The organism is Pseudomonas sp. A (assembly GCF_056270345.1).
The window spans coordinates 3994476-4011179 of record NZ_CM149873.1 but is presented as its reverse complement, the minus strand read 5'-3'; the positions used below and the strand labels follow the sequence as shown (position 1 = coordinate 4011179).

Here is a 16704-nt window from a genome sequence, read left to right as displayed (position 1 = left end):
GGTTTAGTGCATCGCTCTCGGTGCAAAGGTGGTGATTAATTGATGGCTTGCAGCGTTTGGCCGACCGCATCGAATAGGCGGTCGAGTTCGTCCACAGTTGCATTGAAGGGCGGGCCAAACTGCAGGGTGTCGCCGCCGAATCGAACGTAGAAACCCGCCTTCCACAGGGCCATTCCCGCCTCAAACGGACGGACGACTGGGTCGCCATCGCGTGCAGCTAACTGCAACGCGCCGGCGAGGCCGCAGTTGCGAATGTCGATGGCATGTTTGGCGCCTTTGAGGCCATGAATGAGCCTCTCGAAGTGAGGTGCCAACTCGGCGGACTGCTGTACCAGGTTCTCTTTTTCCAACAGGTCCAGAGTGGCCAAGCCAGCGGCGCAGGCGACCGGATGCGCGGAGTAGGTGTAGCCGTGAGGGAACTCCACTGCGTATTCCGGGATCGGCTGGCTCATGAAGGTGCTATAGACCTCACTGCTTGCAATCACCGCGCCCATGGGGATGGCGCCGTTGGTAATCTGCTTGGCCACGTTCATGAGATCCGGAGTCACGCCAAAATACTCGGCCCCAGTCCACTTGCCCATACGACCGAAGGCAGTAATCACTTCGTCGAAGATCAGCAGGATGTTGTGCTGGTCGCAGATCTCACGCAGGCGTTGCAAGTATCCAACTGGCGGTGGCAGAACACCTGCGGAACCTGACATCGGCTCGACGATAACGGCAGCGATGTTAGATGCATCGTGCAATTCGATTAGCTTCAGCATTTCATTTGCGAGCTCCACACCGCCCGTCTCTGCTGCGCCCTTAGTGAATGCTAGACCCTGCTGGAGGGTGTGCGGCAGATGGTCGACGTCCATCAATTGGCCGAACATTTTGCGATTGCCACCGATGCCGCCTAAAGAAGTACCCGCGACGTTCACGCCGTGATAGCCACGTGCGCGGCCAATCAGTTTGGTCTTCTGCGGCTGCCCCTTCAGGCGCCAATATGCACGGGCCATCTTGATGGAGGTATCAGCACTTTCGGAGCCTGAGCCGGTGAAGAACACATGATTCAGTTCACCTGGAATGAGATTGGTGATCCGATCAGCAAGCTGGAAGGAAAGTGGGTGACCATACTGGAAGCCAGGAGAGTAATCGAGCGTGCCCAATTGCTTGGACACTGCTTCCTGGATTTCCTTGCGCGAATGACCGGCGCCGCAGGTCCAAAGACCGCAGAGGCTGTCGTAAATTCGACGACCCTGATCGTCGATCAACCAACTACCCTCGGCGGCGACAATTATCCGCGGATCCCGCAAGAAATTTCGGTTGGCGGAAAAGGGTAGCCAGTGCGAATTCAGCTTAAGCGGATGAGTCTGCAGTTCAGACTGTAAGGAAGGATGATTCATGTTCATGATACAGGTCCAAGTATGTGATGGGAGACTCATCTGGCTTAGGTTTTTATTCAGATAAGTCAGGGGATGCGCGTCCTCTTTTCGCGACGGGCGTTTTCTAAAGTTCCACGGGTCAACATAGAATGTTGCGAATGCACTGTGGGATAAATCCCCCGATTCAAAAGCCGACTTTCATCGATTTGAAAGTTAGGCGCCTAGCCTTCGTTGGGTGCGCGAAGACCGCAGCGCGACTAGCTCTGTCGAAATGGATTCGAAGATATCAAATTAGTATTTAATTGCTGCAGCAATACAAGCTATTGAATGCTTCAGCAGCCAAATAAACACTCTAGGAATTTTGTCAGCGCTGGCCTTGACTCTTGCCCTTGACGAGTAGCGCAGTGAAATTCCGAACGGTACGACAATCGTTCCGGGTGTAATTCACGAAGTTTTCCTTCCTTTACCCAAGCAGCCGCGTAATGTGTAGGCAGGTAGCCAATATAGGTACCGGATAGGAGCAATGTCGCGATTGCTTCCATAGAGAAAGCTTTAATCGATTTACTGAATCGCAGATCGTGAGGTCGACGATTTTCCGCCATATAACCACGATCTACGTAATCAACTGCACAGATCTCTTCGATACCGAGTGCTGAGTCATCACGGCTGAAAAACGGGTGTTCGCTGCTGCAATAAAGATTTTGCTCCTCTTCAAACATCGACTGGTAGTGAAGTCCTGAGAGCCGATGGTGAAAAGCGCCTATAGCAAGTTGCAGTCGCCCTTCGAGGACGCCTTGCTCCAACTCGTCAGGCCGCATGATATGCAAGTCGATACGCGTAGTGGGACAATCCTTTCTGTACAGAGCGATTGCCCGAGAAAGCGGCGCCTCTACGCATGTAATTAGACTGTCTACCGTCCCGATTTGCAGAAAATCAGGTAGGCCACCGTGCAGAGTTGTCGTACGCTGGCGGAATCGATTGATATCGGCAAACAGCTCTTGGGCCGCCACGTATGTGGCCTGGCCTTCTTCTGTTAGCTGAAAACCCGCTTTGCCGCGCGAGCATAGGGAGTATCCCAGGCGAATTTCTAGGTCCCTCACTAGCACGCTCAGGCGCGGTAGACTGGTGTTCAATCGGGCTTGAGCGGCGGTGAAACCGCCTGCTTCAACGATGGAGCAGAAAATTCGTAACATCCGCAGATCAACATCAGTCAGCGTACTTAGCATATTTTCTGCTCATCGTAGAGATTGAGTATTATCGGACTAGCGCTATGGTTCGTCAGCCCACCATCGCCCCACCGCCGTTCACCCCAAGGACTTGACCGGTCATGAAACTGGCCTCCTCGGAAGCAATAAACGCTACCACGTTAGCAATTTCCTCGGCAGTTCCCAAACGCTGCAGAGGGTAACGCGCGGCCTCCTCTCGGATGTAGTCCTCACCCAGTCGGGTGACCATCGGTGTCAGAGTGCCTCCAGGTGCCACGGAGTTCACTCGCACATTCCAAGAGGCGAGTTCCCGGGCTAGAGACTTGCTGAACGCGATGATTCCACCCTTTGCGGCAGCGTAATGGCACAAATCGGCGCAGCCAAGCTGACCAAGGTCTGAAGAGATATTAACGATTGCACCGCTCCGCTGACGCTGCATGAGGACAGCAGCCCCTTTCGAAAATAGGAATGCGCCATGGAGATGAACGCAAATCATCCTATCCCACTCCTCAAAGGTGAGCTCAGTGATCGGCTTTTCGAAAAGAATCCCGGCATTGTTGACCAAGATGTCCAATCGTTCCAAACCAGTGAATGCATATTCAGCGGCACCCGGATCGGATACGTCGCCGAGCACTATGTTAGTCTTAATATCTCGACGATGTAATTCATCTACGAGAGATTGAAGAGCCTCGCTATCACCCAAGTCATTCAAAACTGCAGTATCTCCGGCGTTGCCTAAACGCAATGCAATAGCCCTTCCGATTCCGTTTGCTGCGCCGGTTACGAGATAAGTTTTCATACAAGTATCCAGTTCAATAAGTATGAAGAGCTAGCCAGTCTGCATAGCCGGCCAGGCCATCACCTAAAGTGTAATGGGGCTTATAGCCCAACTGCTCAATTGCCGCGTCAATACTGAAGCGTGCGTTCGAATCCAAAACGGAGATGGTCCCAGGGCCGATATCGATGTTGGCATCGGGGAACATACGGGCTACTCGACGAGCCACATCTGAATAGCTTTCTTGTTCACCTGCAGTCACGTTGAAAACGCGTTGCTTCAGATGATCGCTTGGGACTTCAGCAGCCAGGATACAAGCTCTAGCGACGTCAGAGACGTGTACATATTGCAATAGGTAGTCACCGCCCTCCTCATCATGGTGTGGGGTACCATCAATGGCGCTGCGCAGAAGAGACTTGAGATAGCATTGCATGAATTGACCTGGACCATAGATCCAACCGGGGCGGAGCGAAATCACATCAATCCCATACAGGTCGTTGTATACCTTGCCAAGCTTTTCTGTGAAAACTTTGGTGCAACCATAAGGGGTGGTGGGCTGAAGGTCGGCGGACTCGTCTATTACGCCAAGTTCCAGATTATGGCCATAGGCACACTCCGAGCTTAGATTGACAATCCGGCCAACTCCGCTAATTCGAGCAGTTTCGAAGACATGTGTTGTCCCGACTGCATTTGTGAGTACGGTCTGGAGCGGAATCCTTCGAGAGTCCACAGGGTGGGAAATCGCGGCGGTATGGATGATCGCTGATGGCTTGAACGCTTGGCACGCTTGGAGCAGCGTTGCGATATCGGCAAGATCCCCTTGGACATAGCTGTATTTTTTGTCGGAGATCGCGCTGGTAAGGCTTCGATCATAGCCCAGTACTGCATGACCAGCAGCCAACAACTGACGTGCCACTTCCTGGCCCAAAAAGCCATTTGAACCGGTTACCAAATAGTTCATTTGTTGAAACCTCAATAGGGCTGAAGGGGCAACTCAATGTTCCCGGCTTTCCAGTGTGAGTAGACAGAGTCGGGGGTGCAGAACCATAGGTCCTCTTGAGAGCGCATCAGCTGGATCAGGTTCTCCAACATCATTAGTCGCGACGGTCTGCCGATCACTTCAGGGTGCATGGTGAGCATGAAGTGACTGCCAAACTCACGCATGCCGGCAAGCTCAGCTGCCCACATGCGATAGACCTTGTCTGGCTCTTCAATCACCCCGCCAACAGCAGGCTCGGCGGAGTAGGCAAATTGTTCGAAGTCATCGAGCAGCCAGCTAACGGGTAATTCAAGAAGGCTCTGCTCAGGCCCGCCTACGAGATATGGACGATCATCTCCCATCAAACTGCTGTCGGTATGGAATCCCAAGTCGATCAGTGACTGAACTACATCTGGGGTGATTTCCCAGAGGGGGGCTCGGTAGTGACAGACCTCCCGATCAATGGTTTGCTCGAGAATATTCTTGCTGTCCCTAAGAATTATCAGGTTCTCGGCCGGGTTCATTTCATCGACGCGCTCATGAAAGAATCCATGGCAACCGATGCCATGGCCGGCCTTGGCGATACTACGTACCACCTCGGGATCAATTTCTGCAATCCGCCCAGGGATGTAGAACTGTGCCTGGATGCTGTATCGCTCGAGCAAGTCAAGTAAGCGAGGCACTGCGACGCGACGGCCATAAGCTCCCATTGACAGCAACGACAGACGGCGGCCATTTAGGCTGGATGACTCCCAGGAGGATTCCGCGTCAAGGTCAAAAGAGAGCGTGGCAGCAAAGCGTTTGTTGTTGGGCCAGATGATCATTGGAGAAGTACTCCTCAGCTACACACGCCTTCTAGGTTTTGGGGCTGGTCAGACGTGGTGGAGATAGAATGGTCGGGCGCTCAACGCTTGGCGATCGATTCAGCAAGGATGCACATCAACTCAAACATCATTGTGGCCCCCACCAGCGCAGTCGAACCACCTTGGTCGAAAGGTGGGGAGACCTCCACTACATCCGCACCAACCAGATTCAAACCGCGCAGGCCGCGAATAATCTGTTGTGCCTCCAGTGTGGTCATGCCGCCAATTTCGGGAGTACCGGTACCTGGGGCAAATGCTGGGTCGAGAACGTCGACGTCAAACGTGACGTAGGTAGGTCCGTCACCGACGATCCGGCGTGCTTCGGCAATGGTCGCTTCCACTCCAATTTCGCTGAACTCCTCCATATGGATAACACGAATCCCGCACTCTTCTGCGAAGGCTTCGTCGTCAGCTGAGTAGATCGAGCCACGGATACCGATCTGCACGGTTCGCTTCGGATCTAGCAAACCTTCCTCGATTGCTCGGCGGAATGGTGTGCCATGGGTATAGGGATTGTCACCAAAGTAACGATCGTTGGTATCGGAGTGGGCATCGAAATGCACCATCCCGATGGGTCCGTTCTGCGCCAAGGCCCGGAAAATAGGGAGCGTGACCAGATGATCTCCACCCACAGACAAAGGGACCGTACCGGCCTCGTGTATCTGGCGGAAGAAGGCTTCAATGCGCTTCAACGAATCCAGCAGGTCAATTGGGTTAACGGGAGCGTCGCCCAGGTCACCAATGCGCACGAGATCGTACGGGGCGATTCGGCTTACGTGATGGACCTTACGCATCAGGCTCGACATGTTTCGCACTTCACGTGGCCCATGGCGCGCACCGGCACGATTTGTTGTGCCGCCGTCCCAAGGGACACCCACCAGCGCAAGTTGCACCCTGCTCGGGTCTTCGAAGATAGGAAGGCGCATGAAGCTGGGGATGCCAGCAAAGCGCGGAATAAGAGCGGCGTCCAGCGGCTGGGGGAAGTCATTGTGCATATGTCTACTCCATGTGCGCGCCCTCAGGAGCGCACATTCGCGAATGAAAGATCCGATAAGCGTTACCAGAGCTCTCAGCGGCACAATGCAGAGCAAATGTCATGGCCTCACAGACAGTGAAGGCTCAATCGCTTGTCCCTGTGCATTTTTTGGCCTTTTTGAGAGCACGGCGGGCTGAATCATGATGGTAGGCGAGGTAGAGGGAATAAATCCCGTGATGCGCAACCTGACTTTCACCGACGCGAAAGTACCCACGCATTTTCGTTTTCCGAAAAGCTGACTTTCGGTTCTCAGGATTTGTGCTTGCAGAGTATGGCCGTACCTTCAGGGTAGGGTTATCTAAAAACAACAGCGAGACCTAGCAAGCATGAAACTACACGACCTTATCGGGTATGACCGGAATGGCACGATCAAGGAGATCGAGACTGGCTTGAACAAAGGCAAGCTTGGTACGAGAGACATAGTCTTCTCCGCTCTCGGGTTCAATGCACCAGCCTGGGTTGCCGCATCTTCGATGTCGATCCTGTACTCTATCTCCGGTCACCAGGCGCCCCTAGCAATTTTGATAGCCTTCTTCTTTCCCATGCTGGTACTAGCGATTTGCTTGGTTTCGCTCACTCGGTATGCCCCGTCCGCCGGTGGAGTGTTCACATTCTGTTCCCGGTTCATTCATCCCAGCTGTGGAGTAGTGCTCGGCTGGACCTACGCCCTGGCGTGCATGGCGGTAACACCCATGTGTGCATTGATTGGAACCCAGTACATTCAAGCGCTGTTCCCCGCGCTTCAAGGTGAGCTACAGGCAAAGATAATTGGTACGCTGTTGATTTTGACGTTTCTTATGGTCTCATCCAGAGGTGTGGCTGTGACTGCACGGGTAGCAGCTACTTTCCTTGTATTTGAAATAGTTGTCGTCGCAGGCCTGGGTATGTTGGGGATCATCAATCCGCAAGTCAGCGATCTGTCCGTTGCCACGATGTACTCGGTTACCGCGAATAATTGGTCAGCAGTAGCCCCCGGCGTATTGTTTGGTGTATGGATGTTGGCAAACTTCGATTCGGCTATCAATTACATTGAAGAAGCTAAGGTTCCAGTTCGAACCGTTCAGCGCTCGCTATTGATCGTCTTGACATCTGCGTTTATTATTTACAGTATTGCGGCGATTGGATGGCAATTCGCAGTGCCCGTAGATAAACTTGCCTCTATCGTAGAAAGCGGCAATGGTGGCGCGATTTCGGCGATCGCGGAAACTTACTTGCCCTCATCAATGTCCTGGGTCGCCCTGTTTGTTGTAATTACGTCTGCTTGTGCTGGCTTGCAGATTTCTTCGAACTCAGCGGCGAGAACGCTTTACCGGATGAGCGAAGAAGGCCATCTACCTTCCGCACTGTGCGCTGTAAACAAATTCAAGGCGCCTCGATTAACTCTTGCTTTGGTGACTACTGTAGGCATCGCTATAGTTTGGTGGAAGCCAATTAGCAATATCATCTGGTACTACGATGTGATTACGATCACTCTCGTACTTTCTTATGTATTTGCTCTGATCGCATTTTTGGTTTTAACTTGGGAAAAAAATGCTCCGAAAGTTGCTCTGATGCTCTCGGCGCCTGCTGTTCTCGCGATGCTGGTTCTGGGTTATATTGGATATCTGGCCGGAGCTAGTCCGGTTTCGCCGGATGATATCTACACCGCTTGGTATTTGGGCATATTTGCTCTTGTGAGTGGTGCATTGATCGCGCTGTTGAGTAAGCTATGCAAGCTGCGACCAATTATAAACTAAGTGGATTAGCTTTCTGCAGTCGCATCCACGACGCTAACTGGTAGGTGAAGCTTAAGTATGGGCTGCCTTAACAATCACTAAATAGCTAAGTGCAGCAACCGGTTCGGCCTTTGCGAATCTCGTCGGGTACCACGACCTACTCATTGGCGGGATTCGCGGGGGTCGATTCAAAAAAGAAGATCCCATACGTTTCCCGCGATACTAAGATTTAAAGCTTCCCTAACTGCGAGCTCGTGACTAGAAAATAGCCAAAGTTGACGACCAGGATACCAAGCAACTGCGGAGGGCATTTGATCATGGTTAAACAGCACTTTGAAATGCAGTGCAAGTAATTTCAAAACACAAACAGCTTTCGCTACTGCCCATTTCTTGCCTTGACAATAATTACGGGAGTGTCTTTATGCCCGTGGAGAGAGCATATGCCCAGTGCCAAGATTGACTCGCAGCAGCCAGTGCTCATTGAAACTCGTTCTATAGATCATATTCCAGAGTCCGAACGACATGGAAGTCTCTATAGTCAATTTACGTTGTGGTTAGGCTGCAACTTACAGATCACAGCGCTACTCACCGGTTCGCTGGCAGTGGTCCTCGGCGGTGATGTTTTTTGGTCGCTGATCGGTTTGCTGGTTGGGCAGGTTTTTGGTGGAGGCGTAATGGCCCTACATGCCGCTCAAGGACCAAAGTTAGGTCTTCCGCAGATGATTTCCAGCCGGGTGCAGTTCGGGGTCTATGGTGCTACAATTCCCATCGTTCTCGTAGCGCTCATGTACCTGGGCTTCAATGCAACCGGCGCCATTCTGTCCGGTCAGGCGGTCGCCCAACTGGTTGGTATCAGCAATAGCAGCGGCATCCTTATTTTCGCCTTCCTCACAATGTTGATGACCATTATGGGGTATCGGTTTATCCATTTAGCTGGACGAGCAGCGAGCGTCGTAGGTGTGCTTGCGTTCTGCTACCTCTTCGCTCGCCTAACTTTGAACCACGATATCGCTCAACTTCTGGCCATCCGGCATTTTGAATGGGGCAGATTTTTACTTGCGGTGTCGCTTTCGGCTTCCTGGCAGATCGCATACGGACCCTATGTGGCAGACTATTCGCGCTACTTGCCGGGCGAAACATCTTCAGTCAAAACTATTCTTGCTGTTGGGCTTGGGTCGGTTATCGGAGCTCAGACTTCCATGGTTCTGGGGGTGTTCGCTGCTGCGCTAGCCGGATCAAACTTTGCGGGTCATGAGGTATCGGTTATCGTAGGGCTAGGGAGCACCGGCCTCGCCGCAGCGTTGATTTACTTTAGCATTGCGTTCGGAAAGCTGACTATCTCCACCTTGAATGCTTATGGTAGCTTCATGTGTGCAGCTACCGTCATAAGCGGCTTTAAAGGCAGTGTCGTAATCAGCCAAGCGCACCGTATAGGTTTCGTGCTGTGTATTGTAGGCGCCTCGACGGCTGTCGCACTTGTCGGCGAAGACTCATTCATCGCAGCGTTCAAATCGTTCATTTTATTCTTGCTCGCGTTTTTCACGCCCTGGAGCGCGATCAACCTCGTTGATTTCTATTTCATCAACAAGGGAGAGTATAACCTTAAGGCGCTCTTCGACCCTGATGGGCAATATGGCCGGTGGAATGGAGTCGGCATCGTTACCTATGTGGTAGGTGTTTTGGTACAGATGCCTTTCATCGCAACTACTTTGTATGCCGGTCCCTTGGTCGAGCTTCTGGGCGGTGTGGACATATCTTGGATCATTGGACTGATTTTTCCGGGGATTATGTACTACGTGCTAGCCAGACGAGCCAAGACTGAAATCTCATCCAGCGTGCTTTCATAGTAACTGCACGCTCGCTCAGGGGCGAGCATCATGTTTTAGGTGGCTGTGAGTTAGGCAGAGAGGAGCTCTTTTATTCGCCGGCCTAGATTAGTTTGATGTAAGTAATGGTTGACTATCGAAGCATGGAGGGCTGGGAACGCTCAGGCCCCGTCAAGCTTTTTAGTCTAAGCTCACCGCCACCTTCCGGCATGAAAGCGGCTTACAAGCTGATTTTCTGAATACCAGGTTTTGATAGCGGCCTTCTGCTGTCCCTAATTATTATTCTGCGAGATATGAACAGAGAATGAAACGAAGCTTAGAAGAGAGGCCCAGAGCAGGCGAACCACTGATGCTCGAAGCCCTTGCAGCGATGAAGGCACATCGAGATGCTCAAGATGGCGGGGAATCTCCGGAGGAGGTAGAACGGCTCAGATTGCTGGCAGATTCTCTTTATCGCGCCGTAGTTAGTTTCCAGTTGTTGGAAGCCGGCAGTCTGCCTGATCCGATTCATTGATGGCCTAGCAAGATTCATCGTGATTATTTAGGACTGAATTGACCTCGGTTTCGTAGACACCTCGAACGGCAGCTATGGGTCGAAAGCGGCCATTCTCGAGTGAGCTCCATCGACCCATAGCGAATCGCCGTGGCTGCCTGACAAAGCAGCCAAGGTGTAGTTGGGCTTTGCGTGTGCTTGCCCGGGTCTATAAGCTGCAACCTTAGTCCCAATCAACTTCGCAAGAGGTAAACCTTTGTCCACAGATCCGCTGTGTCTCGTTTTTGTTCCGGCGCTTGTATCCCTGCTTAAGGCGGCGGAGGATCGCAAAGGCTCCCAGCTCAACGAGGATGAGGTGCTTGAGATTCGCGATAATGCAACCGCGACAGCAATACCCTTCAGTGTCGCCGTCGCGTTGGAAAAAGAGCGGGGTTATGAAGACATCGCTCCAGAAGAGTGCTGGAAGGAATGGCAGCGAGTACGCTCATTTTTCTGAGCAAACAGTCCTCACACAACCGTTCGGGGTCAGAAATTGCGCAATTACTATCGGAGCGATGGATCAAATGACGACAGTCTCCAGCCTCATCGGCCCTTGGAAAGGTGCGGCGTCGACAACGTTGCTACAGCGTTGTCGAGATGCCTGGGACACGCCTTTTGAAGAGCTTTCAGATCTCATGGTCGCTACTTTTCTGAGCCAGCGAATCGCAATTCCTCAACTGTTGGTCGAGGCGATGCGGCGGTTGGATTCAGAGCCCCGCGATGACACCGAGTACTTCGATGGCCAACTGGCTGAGGCAGTTTCGGCGCTGAAAGCTGACGGTGTCTGACCGTTAGCTGCCCGGCTATGGGGCGATAGCGGCATCACAACAGGACACCAGTATGTACGCATTCCTCAGCCTGTCTTAATCGCCATTTCACAGCCACCGAAAGTGGTCGTTTGCAACGTCACGTCCGCCCATCACTCGAATAGGCTTTCGTTGCTTTCAGCGCCGTGCGGAAAGTTGTTGCGGCGCCAGGAAGGCGTCGTGGAAGTAATTGTGGAACGCGTGCATCGCCGGGCTGAACTCCCGCTCGCGATGCCAGGCCAGGCCGACGCTCATGGGGGTGACCTTGTCGGTGATGGTCACTGTTTCGATGCGTTTACCCTCCAGCGACCAGGGGCGGTGTACCAGGTCGGAGAGGATCGCCACGCCGCTGCCGTTGGCCACCATGCTGCGCACCGCTTCCACAGAGCTGGTGCGGATTCGCACGTTGGGCTGCTGGTGGGCATGTTCCCAGTAGCGCATGGCGCTTTGTTCGGCTTCGTCGACGGTAAGCAGGATGAAGGGCTCCTGTGTGACGTCGGCAAGGCTCACGGCCGAGCGTTCGCACAGCGGGTGATGGCTGGGCAGCCACAGCCGGCGCTCGGAATTGAACAGGGTTTTCGAGACGATGTCCGGGTGGGTCAGGTTCGAGGTCAGCACCACTGCCATGTCGAATTCGCCTTCCAGCAGGCCTTGCTCGATGGCCTGGCGCTCCCGTTCGTGCACTTCGATGGCCACGTCCGGGTGCCAGTGTTCCAGGCGTTGCAGGTGATGGGGCAGGAAGTAGCCGATCACCGTGTAACTGGCCGCTACCCGCAACAGGCCGGTGGCGCGAACGTCCGGCAGTGGGCTGTTGAGGGCGTCGTCGACGCTACGCAAGATCACGTAGGCCCGGTTGAGAAAGTGCCGTCCGGCATCGGTCAGGCTCATGCCCTGGGCCGAGCGCTGGAACAGTAGCGTGCCGAGAATGCCCTCCAGTTCCTTGATCGCAGTGGTTACCGCCGACTGGGAAATATTCAGATGAATCGCAGCTTGGGAGATTTGCCCGATCTCGGCCGTGGCGACGAAGTAGCGAACCTGGCGCAGGGTCAGAGACATGAGCACTCCGCTTGATGGGTATCTGATTTTCAGAAGATATCCCCTCGGATAATAGATCTTCCCAAGGGGGTGGCTGGAACTTAACGTGCTCTGCATGAAGTCACAAGCGTCAGGAGCACGTGTCATGCAGGCAGTAGATTTCAATTCGGACATGGGCGAAGGCTTCGGTCCGTGGACGATCGGCGACGGGGTCGACAACGAACTGATGGGCTTCATCAGCTCGGCCAACATCGCCACCGGTTTCCATGCCGGCGACCCCGGCACCATGCGCCGCACGGTCGAGCAGGCCAAGCGCCTGGGCGTGGCCGTCGGTGCCCATCCGGGCTTTCGTGACCTGGTCGGGTTCGGCCGCCGCCACATCATTGCATCGGCCCAGGAGCTGGTGGACGACATGCTGTATCAGCTGGGCGCCCTGCGTGAGCTCGCCCGAGTTCAAGGCGTGGCCCTGCAACACATCAAACCTCACGGTGCGCTGTACATGCACCTGGCCCGGGACGAAGAAACGGCGCGCTTGCTGGTAGAAAACCTGCAGCGCCTGGAGCCTGAACTGCTGCTGTATTGCATGCCCGACTCGACGATCTGGCGCATCGCCAAGGAGCTTGGCCAGCCAGTGATCCGCGAGTTCTACGCCGACCGCGAATACGACATCAGCGGCTCCATCGTCTTCACCCGCAATGTGCGTGCCTACGACCCCGCGCAAGTCGCTGCGCGGGTACTGCGTGCCTGTCAGCAAGGCGTGGTGCGCACGGTGGAGGGTGAAGACCTGGCGATCGAGTTCGACTCCATCTGCTTGCACAGCGATACACCCGGTGCCCTGGCACTGGTCGAGGCCACCCGCAAAGCGCTCGATGGCGCGGGGATCGAGGTGCGCGCACCGCGATAACGCAACCGAAGACACCTGGCACGCAGACGCCAGGGTTTGCTCGACACACAGATTTTTTGCCTGCCTTTCTACAACTATTCCAAGAGGAACAGACATGGCGCAGCACACAGTCATCACCCCATTGCCGGGGACGTTCTACCGCAAGGCCACCCCGGAGTCGCCGAACTACGTCGAGGCCGGTGCCAGCGTCAGCGCCGACACAGTGATTGGCCTGATCGAGGTCATGAAACAGTTTTCCGAACTGACCGCGGGTACGGCAGGGCGTCTGGACGCGTTTCTGGTCGAAGACGGTGATCCGGTGGAGCCGGGTCAGGCCATCGCTACACTCGAAGACGCGTGAGGGCACGACCATGACCCAAGGCATTGGTAAACTGCTGATCGCCAACCGTGGCGAGATCGCCGTGCGGATCATCCGTGCCGCGAAAGCGCTCGGGATTCCAACCGTGGCGGCGTGCAGCGAAGCAGACATCGATTCCCAGGCCGCGCGCATGGCCGACGAAGTGCACGTCCTCGGCCCGGCCCGCGCTGACAAGAGCTACCTCAATGTCGAGGCCTTGCTCGGTGCCCTGAAGGCCACCGGAGCCAACGCGGTGCACCCTGGTTACGGCTTTCTTTCGGAAAACGCCGAATTCGCCGAAGCGGTACTCGCGGCTGGGGCGATTTTCGTCGGCCCATGCCCCGAGACCATCCGCCGCATGGGTGACAAGGCCGAAGCCCGGCGCACCGCGCAAGCGGCGGGCGTGCCGGTGGTGCCCGGTTCTCCCGATGAACTGTTCGATGTGGAGTCGGCGGTCGAGGCCGCCAGCTCCGTCGGTTTCCCGCTGCTGATCAAGGCCTCGGCCGGAGGCGGCGGACGCGGCATTCGCCTGGCGCAAAACCTGCAACAGTTGCGCGAAGAATTCCCCCGTTCCCAGCGCGAAGCCCAGGCCGCCTTTGGCAATGGCGCGGTGTATCTGGAGCGCTTCATCGGCAGGGCCCGGCATATCGAAGTGCAGGTGCTGGGCGACGGCAAGCAGGCGGTGCACCTGTTCGAGCGCGAATGTTCGCTGCAACGCCGTCGCCAGAAAATCTTCGAAGAAGCACCGTCGCCGGTCCTTGATGCGCAGCAGCGCGAGGCCCTGTGCGCGAGCGCCGTGCGCCTGACCGAGGCGCTGGGATACAAGGGCGCCGGCACCCTTGAGTATCTGTACGACGACGTCACTGGCGAGTTTTTCTTCATCGAGATGAACACACGGATCCAAGTGGAACATCCGGTCAGCGAGCTGATCACCGGTATCGATCTGGTCCAAGCCATGTTGCGCATTGCCGGTGGCGAGCCACTGGGACTCAAGCAAAGCGATATCGAGCTCAACGGCGCAGCCCTGCAGATGCGCCTGAACGCCGAAGACCCCGCGCGGGATTTCTTCCCAAGCCCAGGGCTTGTGCAAGCGCTCAACTGGCCACAAGGCGAGGGCGTGCGTGTCGACAGCCATCTGTATGAGGGCTACCGGGTACCGCCATACTATGACTCGCTGCTGGCCAAGCTGATTGTTCATGGCCGTGACCGCACCGAAGCTCTGGCCCGCGCGCGACTGGCGGTCGAGCAGACCACGCTCACCGGCATGGCCAGCACCTTGTCGTTGCATGGCGAACTGTTGGAGCAACCCTGGTTGCACACCGCCGATTTCCACACCGGCACTTTGGAAACCTGGCTGGCCGAACGCCGCAGTGGAGGTGCAGCATGAGCAGTCCGATTCGCTACAGCTTTGGCGCCGACGAACATCTGTTTGCCGAAGTCAGCGAGAGCATGTCCCTTGAAGCCTTCTTCAAGGGCATGGCGGTCACCCGCGCGGTGGAGCGTCTGGCCCTCGATGGCGTGCTCGACGTGTGCTTGGCCAACGCCTCGTTCCAGATCCGCTTTGACCCGGATCGCATCGCGCCGGCCGATCTGCTTGAAGCGGTGAAGGGGGCCGAGGCCCAGGCCGTGGCCGAGCGCACCCTGCACACCCGGATAATCGAAATCCCGGTGCTCTACAACGATCCCTGGACCCACGAAACCCTGATGCGCTTTCGCGACCGCCACCAGGACCCGAATGCCACGGACCTGGAGTACGCCGCGCGCATCAACGGCTTGGCCGACGTCGAGGCGTTCATCGCCGCCCACAGTGGCGCGCCGTGGTTCGTGTCGATGGTGGGCTTTGTGGCGGGCCTGCCGTTCATGTTCCAGATGGTCGAGCGCGAACGCCAGTTGCAGGTGCCCAAGTACCTGCGACCGCGTACCGACACGCCGAAGCTGACCCTGGGCCATGGCGGCTGCTTCGGTTGTATTTACTCGGTACGTGGCGCCGGTGGTTACCAGATGTTTGGCGTCACTCCGGCACCGATCTACGACCCGCAGCAGAGCTTGGCGTACCTGAAGGAGCACATGGTGTTCTTCCGTCCCGGTGACATCGTGCAGTTCAAGCCGATGGACCGCGATGCCTATGACCACGCCGTGGCCGAGGTCGAAGCCGGGCGCTTCGATCTGCGCATTCGTCCAATCGAGTTCTCGCTCGATGCGTTTCTCGCCGACCCGATCGGCTATCCCAAGTCGCTGCAGGAGGTGCTGGCATGATCAAGGTGCTCAAACCCGGTCTGGCCACCTCGGTGCAGGACCTCGGCCGCGAAGGCTACTACCATCTGGGTATCCCGCCTTCCGGGGCGCTGGACCAGTACGCCCTGAGCGCGGCCAACCAGTTGGTGGGCAATCCGGTCAATTCGGCGGCGCTGGAGTGCACCTTACTGGGGCCGGAGCTGGAGTTTCAGCAGGACGCCCTGGTGGCGGTATGTGGTGCGCAGATGACGCCGAAGGTCGATGGCGTGGACATGCACTTGGACACCGCCTTCGAAGTGAAGGCCGGGCAAGTGCTGCGTTTCGATTTTCCCAAGGCTGGCGCGCGGGCTTATCTGGCGGTGGCCGGCGGTATCGATGTGCCGGTGGTGCTCGGCAGTCGTTCTACCTACGCGCTGGGGGCGCTGGGTGGTTTTCAGGGGCGCAGGCTGGTGATGGGTGATGAACTGCCGATCGGCACCGCCAGCGGCAAGGGGCGTGTCGGGGCGAGTCTGCCCATGGCGTTGCGACAGTCGCTGGGAGGGGAGATCACCCTGCGGGTGGTACCGGGGCTGTACTACGATCGCCTGACCCTGGCGGCGGCGGACAGCTTTTTCGCCGAAGCCTGGACCGTCGGCTCGGAGGCAGATCGCATCGGTTATCGCTTCAAGGGTGGCAGCCCGCTGAGCTTCCAGCCTCGCGAGCAGCCATTCGGCGCAGGCTCCGACCCTTCGAATATCGTCGACAGCTGCTACCCGATCGGCTCGATCCAGGTGCCGGCAGGGCTCGAGCCCATCATTCTGCACCGCGATGCGGTGTCCGGTGGCGGCTACGCGATGATCGGCACGGTGATCAGCGCTGACCTCGACCTGGTCGGCCAGATGCAACCCAACCAGAAGGCCCGTTTCGTTGCGGTGACGCTGGAAGAGGCGCTGCAAGCCCGACGTTCCTACAAGAAAAAACTCAGCTGTCTGAGCAAGCTGTTCCCTTCCTGACCTGCCCGCCGCACTACGCGGGTAAAGCCAAAAAGGCAAGCCAACACCGCCCTTCGGTGCGGGGGCGGCTGCCCGCGCTTCAACCTCTGACTGGCTCTGGAGT

At 56.1% G+C, this 16704-nt stretch carries 17 protein-coding genes; 10 read left to right on the top strand and 7 right to left on the bottom strand.

What is annotated here, in order from left to right:
* Positions 1–35: 35 nt before the first annotated feature.
* The 6 genes from aptA to speB form a co-directional block, all read right to left on the bottom strand.
* A complete protein-coding gene (aptA, locus tag AC0MAZ_RS17900; RefSeq protein ID WP_475861458.1) occupies positions 36–1382 on the bottom strand; it encodes an omega-aminotransferase AptA in 1347 nt (448 codons plus the stop codon).
* A 311-nt stretch (positions 1383–1693) separates the two neighbouring features.
* The gene (locus AC0MAZ_RS17895; protein WP_203652509.1) at positions 1694–2587 is read right to left on the bottom strand and encodes a LysR family transcriptional regulator; all 894 of its coding nucleotides are present in this window, start codon (positions 2585–2587) and stop codon (positions 1694–1696) included.
* A 52-nt stretch (positions 2588–2639) separates the two neighbouring features.
* The gene (locus tag AC0MAZ_RS17890; protein ID WP_203652510.1) at positions 2640–3365 is read right to left on the bottom strand and encodes an SDR family NAD(P)-dependent oxidoreductase; all 726 of its coding nucleotides are present in this window, start codon (positions 3363–3365) and stop codon (positions 2640–2642) included.
* Positions 3366–3378: 13 nt separating this feature from the next.
* Positions 3379–4302: an NAD-dependent epimerase/dehydratase family protein gene (locus tag AC0MAZ_RS17885; protein ID WP_203652511.1), complete on the bottom strand. Its 924-nt coding sequence runs from the start codon at positions 4300–4302 to the stop codon at positions 3379–3381.
* Positions 4303–4313: 11 nt separating this feature from the next.
* Positions 4314–5144 (bottom strand): polysaccharide deacetylase family protein, encoded by an 831-nt coding sequence (locus AC0MAZ_RS17880; RefSeq protein ID WP_203652512.1) that lies wholly within the window; start codon positions 5142–5144, stop codon positions 4314–4316.
* Positions 5145–5224: 80 nt separating this feature from the next.
* Positions 5225–6178, bottom strand: coding sequence for an agmatinase (speB, locus tag AC0MAZ_RS17875; RefSeq protein ID WP_203652513.1), 954 nt, complete (start codon positions 6176–6178; stop codon positions 5225–5227).
* A gap of 367 nt (positions 6179–6545) precedes the next feature.
* Here speB and AC0MAZ_RS17870 point away from each other — a divergent pair, with 367 nt between their 5' ends.
* The 5 genes from AC0MAZ_RS17870 to AC0MAZ_RS17850 all read left to right on the top strand — a co-directional run bounded on the left by AC0MAZ_RS17870 (position 6546) and on the right by AC0MAZ_RS17850 (position 11080).
* Positions 6546–7955 (top strand): APC family permease, encoded by a 1410-nt coding sequence (locus tag AC0MAZ_RS17870; RefSeq protein WP_475858756.1) that lies wholly within the window; start codon positions 6546–6548, stop codon positions 7953–7955.
* 419 nt (positions 7956–8374) lie between these two features.
* The gene (locus AC0MAZ_RS17865; protein ID WP_475858755.1) at positions 8375–9781 is read left to right on the top strand and encodes a purine-cytosine permease family protein; all 1407 of its coding nucleotides are present in this window, start codon (positions 8375–8377) and stop codon (positions 9779–9781) included.
* A gap of 328 nt (positions 9782–10109) precedes the next feature.
* Positions 10110–10274, top strand: a complete 165-nt coding sequence (locus tag AC0MAZ_RS17860) for a hypothetical protein (protein WP_324256549.1) — start codon at positions 10110–10112, stop codon at positions 10272–10274.
* Between the two features lie 235 nt (positions 10275–10509).
* A complete protein-coding gene (locus AC0MAZ_RS17855; protein WP_475858754.1) occupies positions 10510–10749 on the top strand; it encodes a hypothetical protein in 240 nt (79 codons plus the stop codon).
* Positions 10688–11080, top strand: a complete 393-nt coding sequence (locus tag AC0MAZ_RS17850; RefSeq protein WP_475858753.1) for a hypothetical protein — start codon at positions 10688–10690, stop codon at positions 11078–11080. The genes AC0MAZ_RS17855 and AC0MAZ_RS17850 overlap by 62 nt, the downstream gene beginning before the upstream one ends.
* Positions 11081–11236: 156 nt before the next feature.
* Here AC0MAZ_RS17850 and AC0MAZ_RS17845 read toward each other — a convergent pair whose 3' ends face one another.
* Positions 11237–12154: a LysR family transcriptional regulator gene (locus AC0MAZ_RS17845; protein ID WP_475858752.1), complete on the bottom strand. Its 918-nt coding sequence runs from the start codon at positions 12152–12154 to the stop codon at positions 11237–11239.
* Positions 12155–12278: 124 nt separating this feature from the next.
* Here AC0MAZ_RS17845 and AC0MAZ_RS17840 point away from each other — a divergent pair, with 124 nt between their 5' ends.
* The 5 genes from AC0MAZ_RS17840 to AC0MAZ_RS17820 all read left to right on the top strand — a co-directional run bounded on the left by AC0MAZ_RS17840 (position 12279) and on the right by AC0MAZ_RS17820 (position 16601).
* The gene (locus AC0MAZ_RS17840) at positions 12279–13037 is read left to right on the top strand and encodes a 5-oxoprolinase subunit PxpA (protein ID WP_234560957.1); all 759 of its coding nucleotides are present in this window, start codon (positions 12279–12281) and stop codon (positions 13035–13037) included.
* Positions 13038–13131: 94 nt separating this feature from the next.
* Positions 13132–13377: an acetyl-CoA carboxylase gene (locus tag AC0MAZ_RS17835; RefSeq protein ID WP_110737685.1), complete on the top strand. Its 246-nt coding sequence runs from the start codon at positions 13132–13134 to the stop codon at positions 13375–13377.
* Between the two features lie 10 nt (positions 13378–13387).
* Positions 13388–14761, top strand: a complete 1374-nt coding sequence (locus AC0MAZ_RS17830) for an acetyl-CoA carboxylase biotin carboxylase subunit (protein ID WP_475858751.1) — start codon at positions 13388–13390, stop codon at positions 14759–14761.
* Positions 14758–15630, top strand: coding sequence for a 5-oxoprolinase subunit B family protein (locus AC0MAZ_RS17825; RefSeq protein WP_267812598.1), 873 nt, complete (start codon positions 14758–14760; stop codon positions 15628–15630). Before AC0MAZ_RS17830 ends, AC0MAZ_RS17825 begins: the two co-directional genes overlap by 4 nt.
* A complete protein-coding gene (locus tag AC0MAZ_RS17820; RefSeq protein ID WP_475858750.1) occupies positions 15627–16601 on the top strand; it encodes a 5-oxoprolinase subunit C family protein in 975 nt (324 codons plus the stop codon). Before AC0MAZ_RS17825 ends, AC0MAZ_RS17820 begins: the two co-directional genes overlap by 4 nt.
* The last annotated feature ends 103 nt before the right edge of the window (positions 16602–16704 follow it).

Excerpts from the sequence above, each read along its gene's own strand:
- aptA (WP_475861458.1), bottom strand. The coding sequence starts at position 1,382 with ATGAATCATCCTTCCTTACAGTCTGAACTGCAGACTCATCCGCTTAAG.
- AC0MAZ_RS17865 (WP_475858755.1), top strand. The coding sequence starts at position 8,375 with ATGCCCAGTGCCAAGATTGACTCGCAGCAGCCAGTGCTCATTGAAACT.
- AC0MAZ_RS17840 (WP_234560957.1), top strand. The coding sequence starts at position 12,279 with ATGCAGGCAGTAGATTTCAATTCGGACATGGGCGAAGGCTTCGGTCCG.
- AC0MAZ_RS17880 (WP_203652512.1), bottom strand. The coding sequence starts at position 5,144 with ATGATCATCTGGCCCAACAACAAACGCTTTGCTGCCACGCTCTCTTTT.
- AC0MAZ_RS17885 (WP_203652511.1), bottom strand. The coding sequence starts at position 4,302 with ATGAACTATTTGGTAACCGGTTCAAATGGCTTTTTGGGCCAGGAAGTG.
- AC0MAZ_RS17895 (WP_203652509.1), bottom strand. The coding sequence starts at position 2,587 with ATGCTAAGTACGCTGACTGATGTTGATCTGCGGATGTTACGAATTTTC.
- speB (WP_203652513.1), bottom strand. The coding sequence starts at position 6,178 with ATGCACAATGACTTCCCCCAGCCGCTGGACGCCGCTCTTATTCCGCGC.
- AC0MAZ_RS17870 (WP_475858756.1), top strand. The coding sequence starts at position 6,546 with ATGAAACTACACGACCTTATCGGGTATGACCGGAATGGCACGATCAAG.
- AC0MAZ_RS17825 (WP_267812598.1), top strand. The coding sequence starts at position 14,758 with ATGAGCAGTCCGATTCGCTACAGCTTTGGCGCCGACGAACATCTGTTT.
- AC0MAZ_RS17890 (WP_203652510.1), bottom strand. The coding sequence starts at position 3,365 with ATGAAAACTTATCTCGTAACCGGCGCAGCAAACGGAATCGGAAGGGCT.
- AC0MAZ_RS17860 (WP_324256549.1), top strand. The coding sequence starts at position 10,110 with ATGCTCGAAGCCCTTGCAGCGATGAAGGCACATCGAGATGCTCAAGAT.
- AC0MAZ_RS17820 (WP_475858750.1), top strand. The coding sequence starts at position 15,627 with ATGATCAAGGTGCTCAAACCCGGTCTGGCCACCTCGGTGCAGGACCTC.
- AC0MAZ_RS17835 (WP_110737685.1), top strand. The coding sequence starts at position 13,132 with ATGGCGCAGCACACAGTCATCACCCCATTGCCGGGGACGTTCTACCGC.
- AC0MAZ_RS17830 (WP_475858751.1), top strand. The coding sequence starts at position 13,388 with ATGACCCAAGGCATTGGTAAACTGCTGATCGCCAACCGTGGCGAGATC.
- AC0MAZ_RS17845 (WP_475858752.1), bottom strand. The coding sequence starts at position 12,154 with ATGTCTCTGACCCTGCGCCAGGTTCGCTACTTCGTCGCCACGGCCGAG.
- AC0MAZ_RS17850 (WP_475858753.1), top strand. The coding sequence starts at position 10,688 with ATGAAGACATCGCTCCAGAAGAGTGCTGGAAGGAATGGCAGCGAGTAC.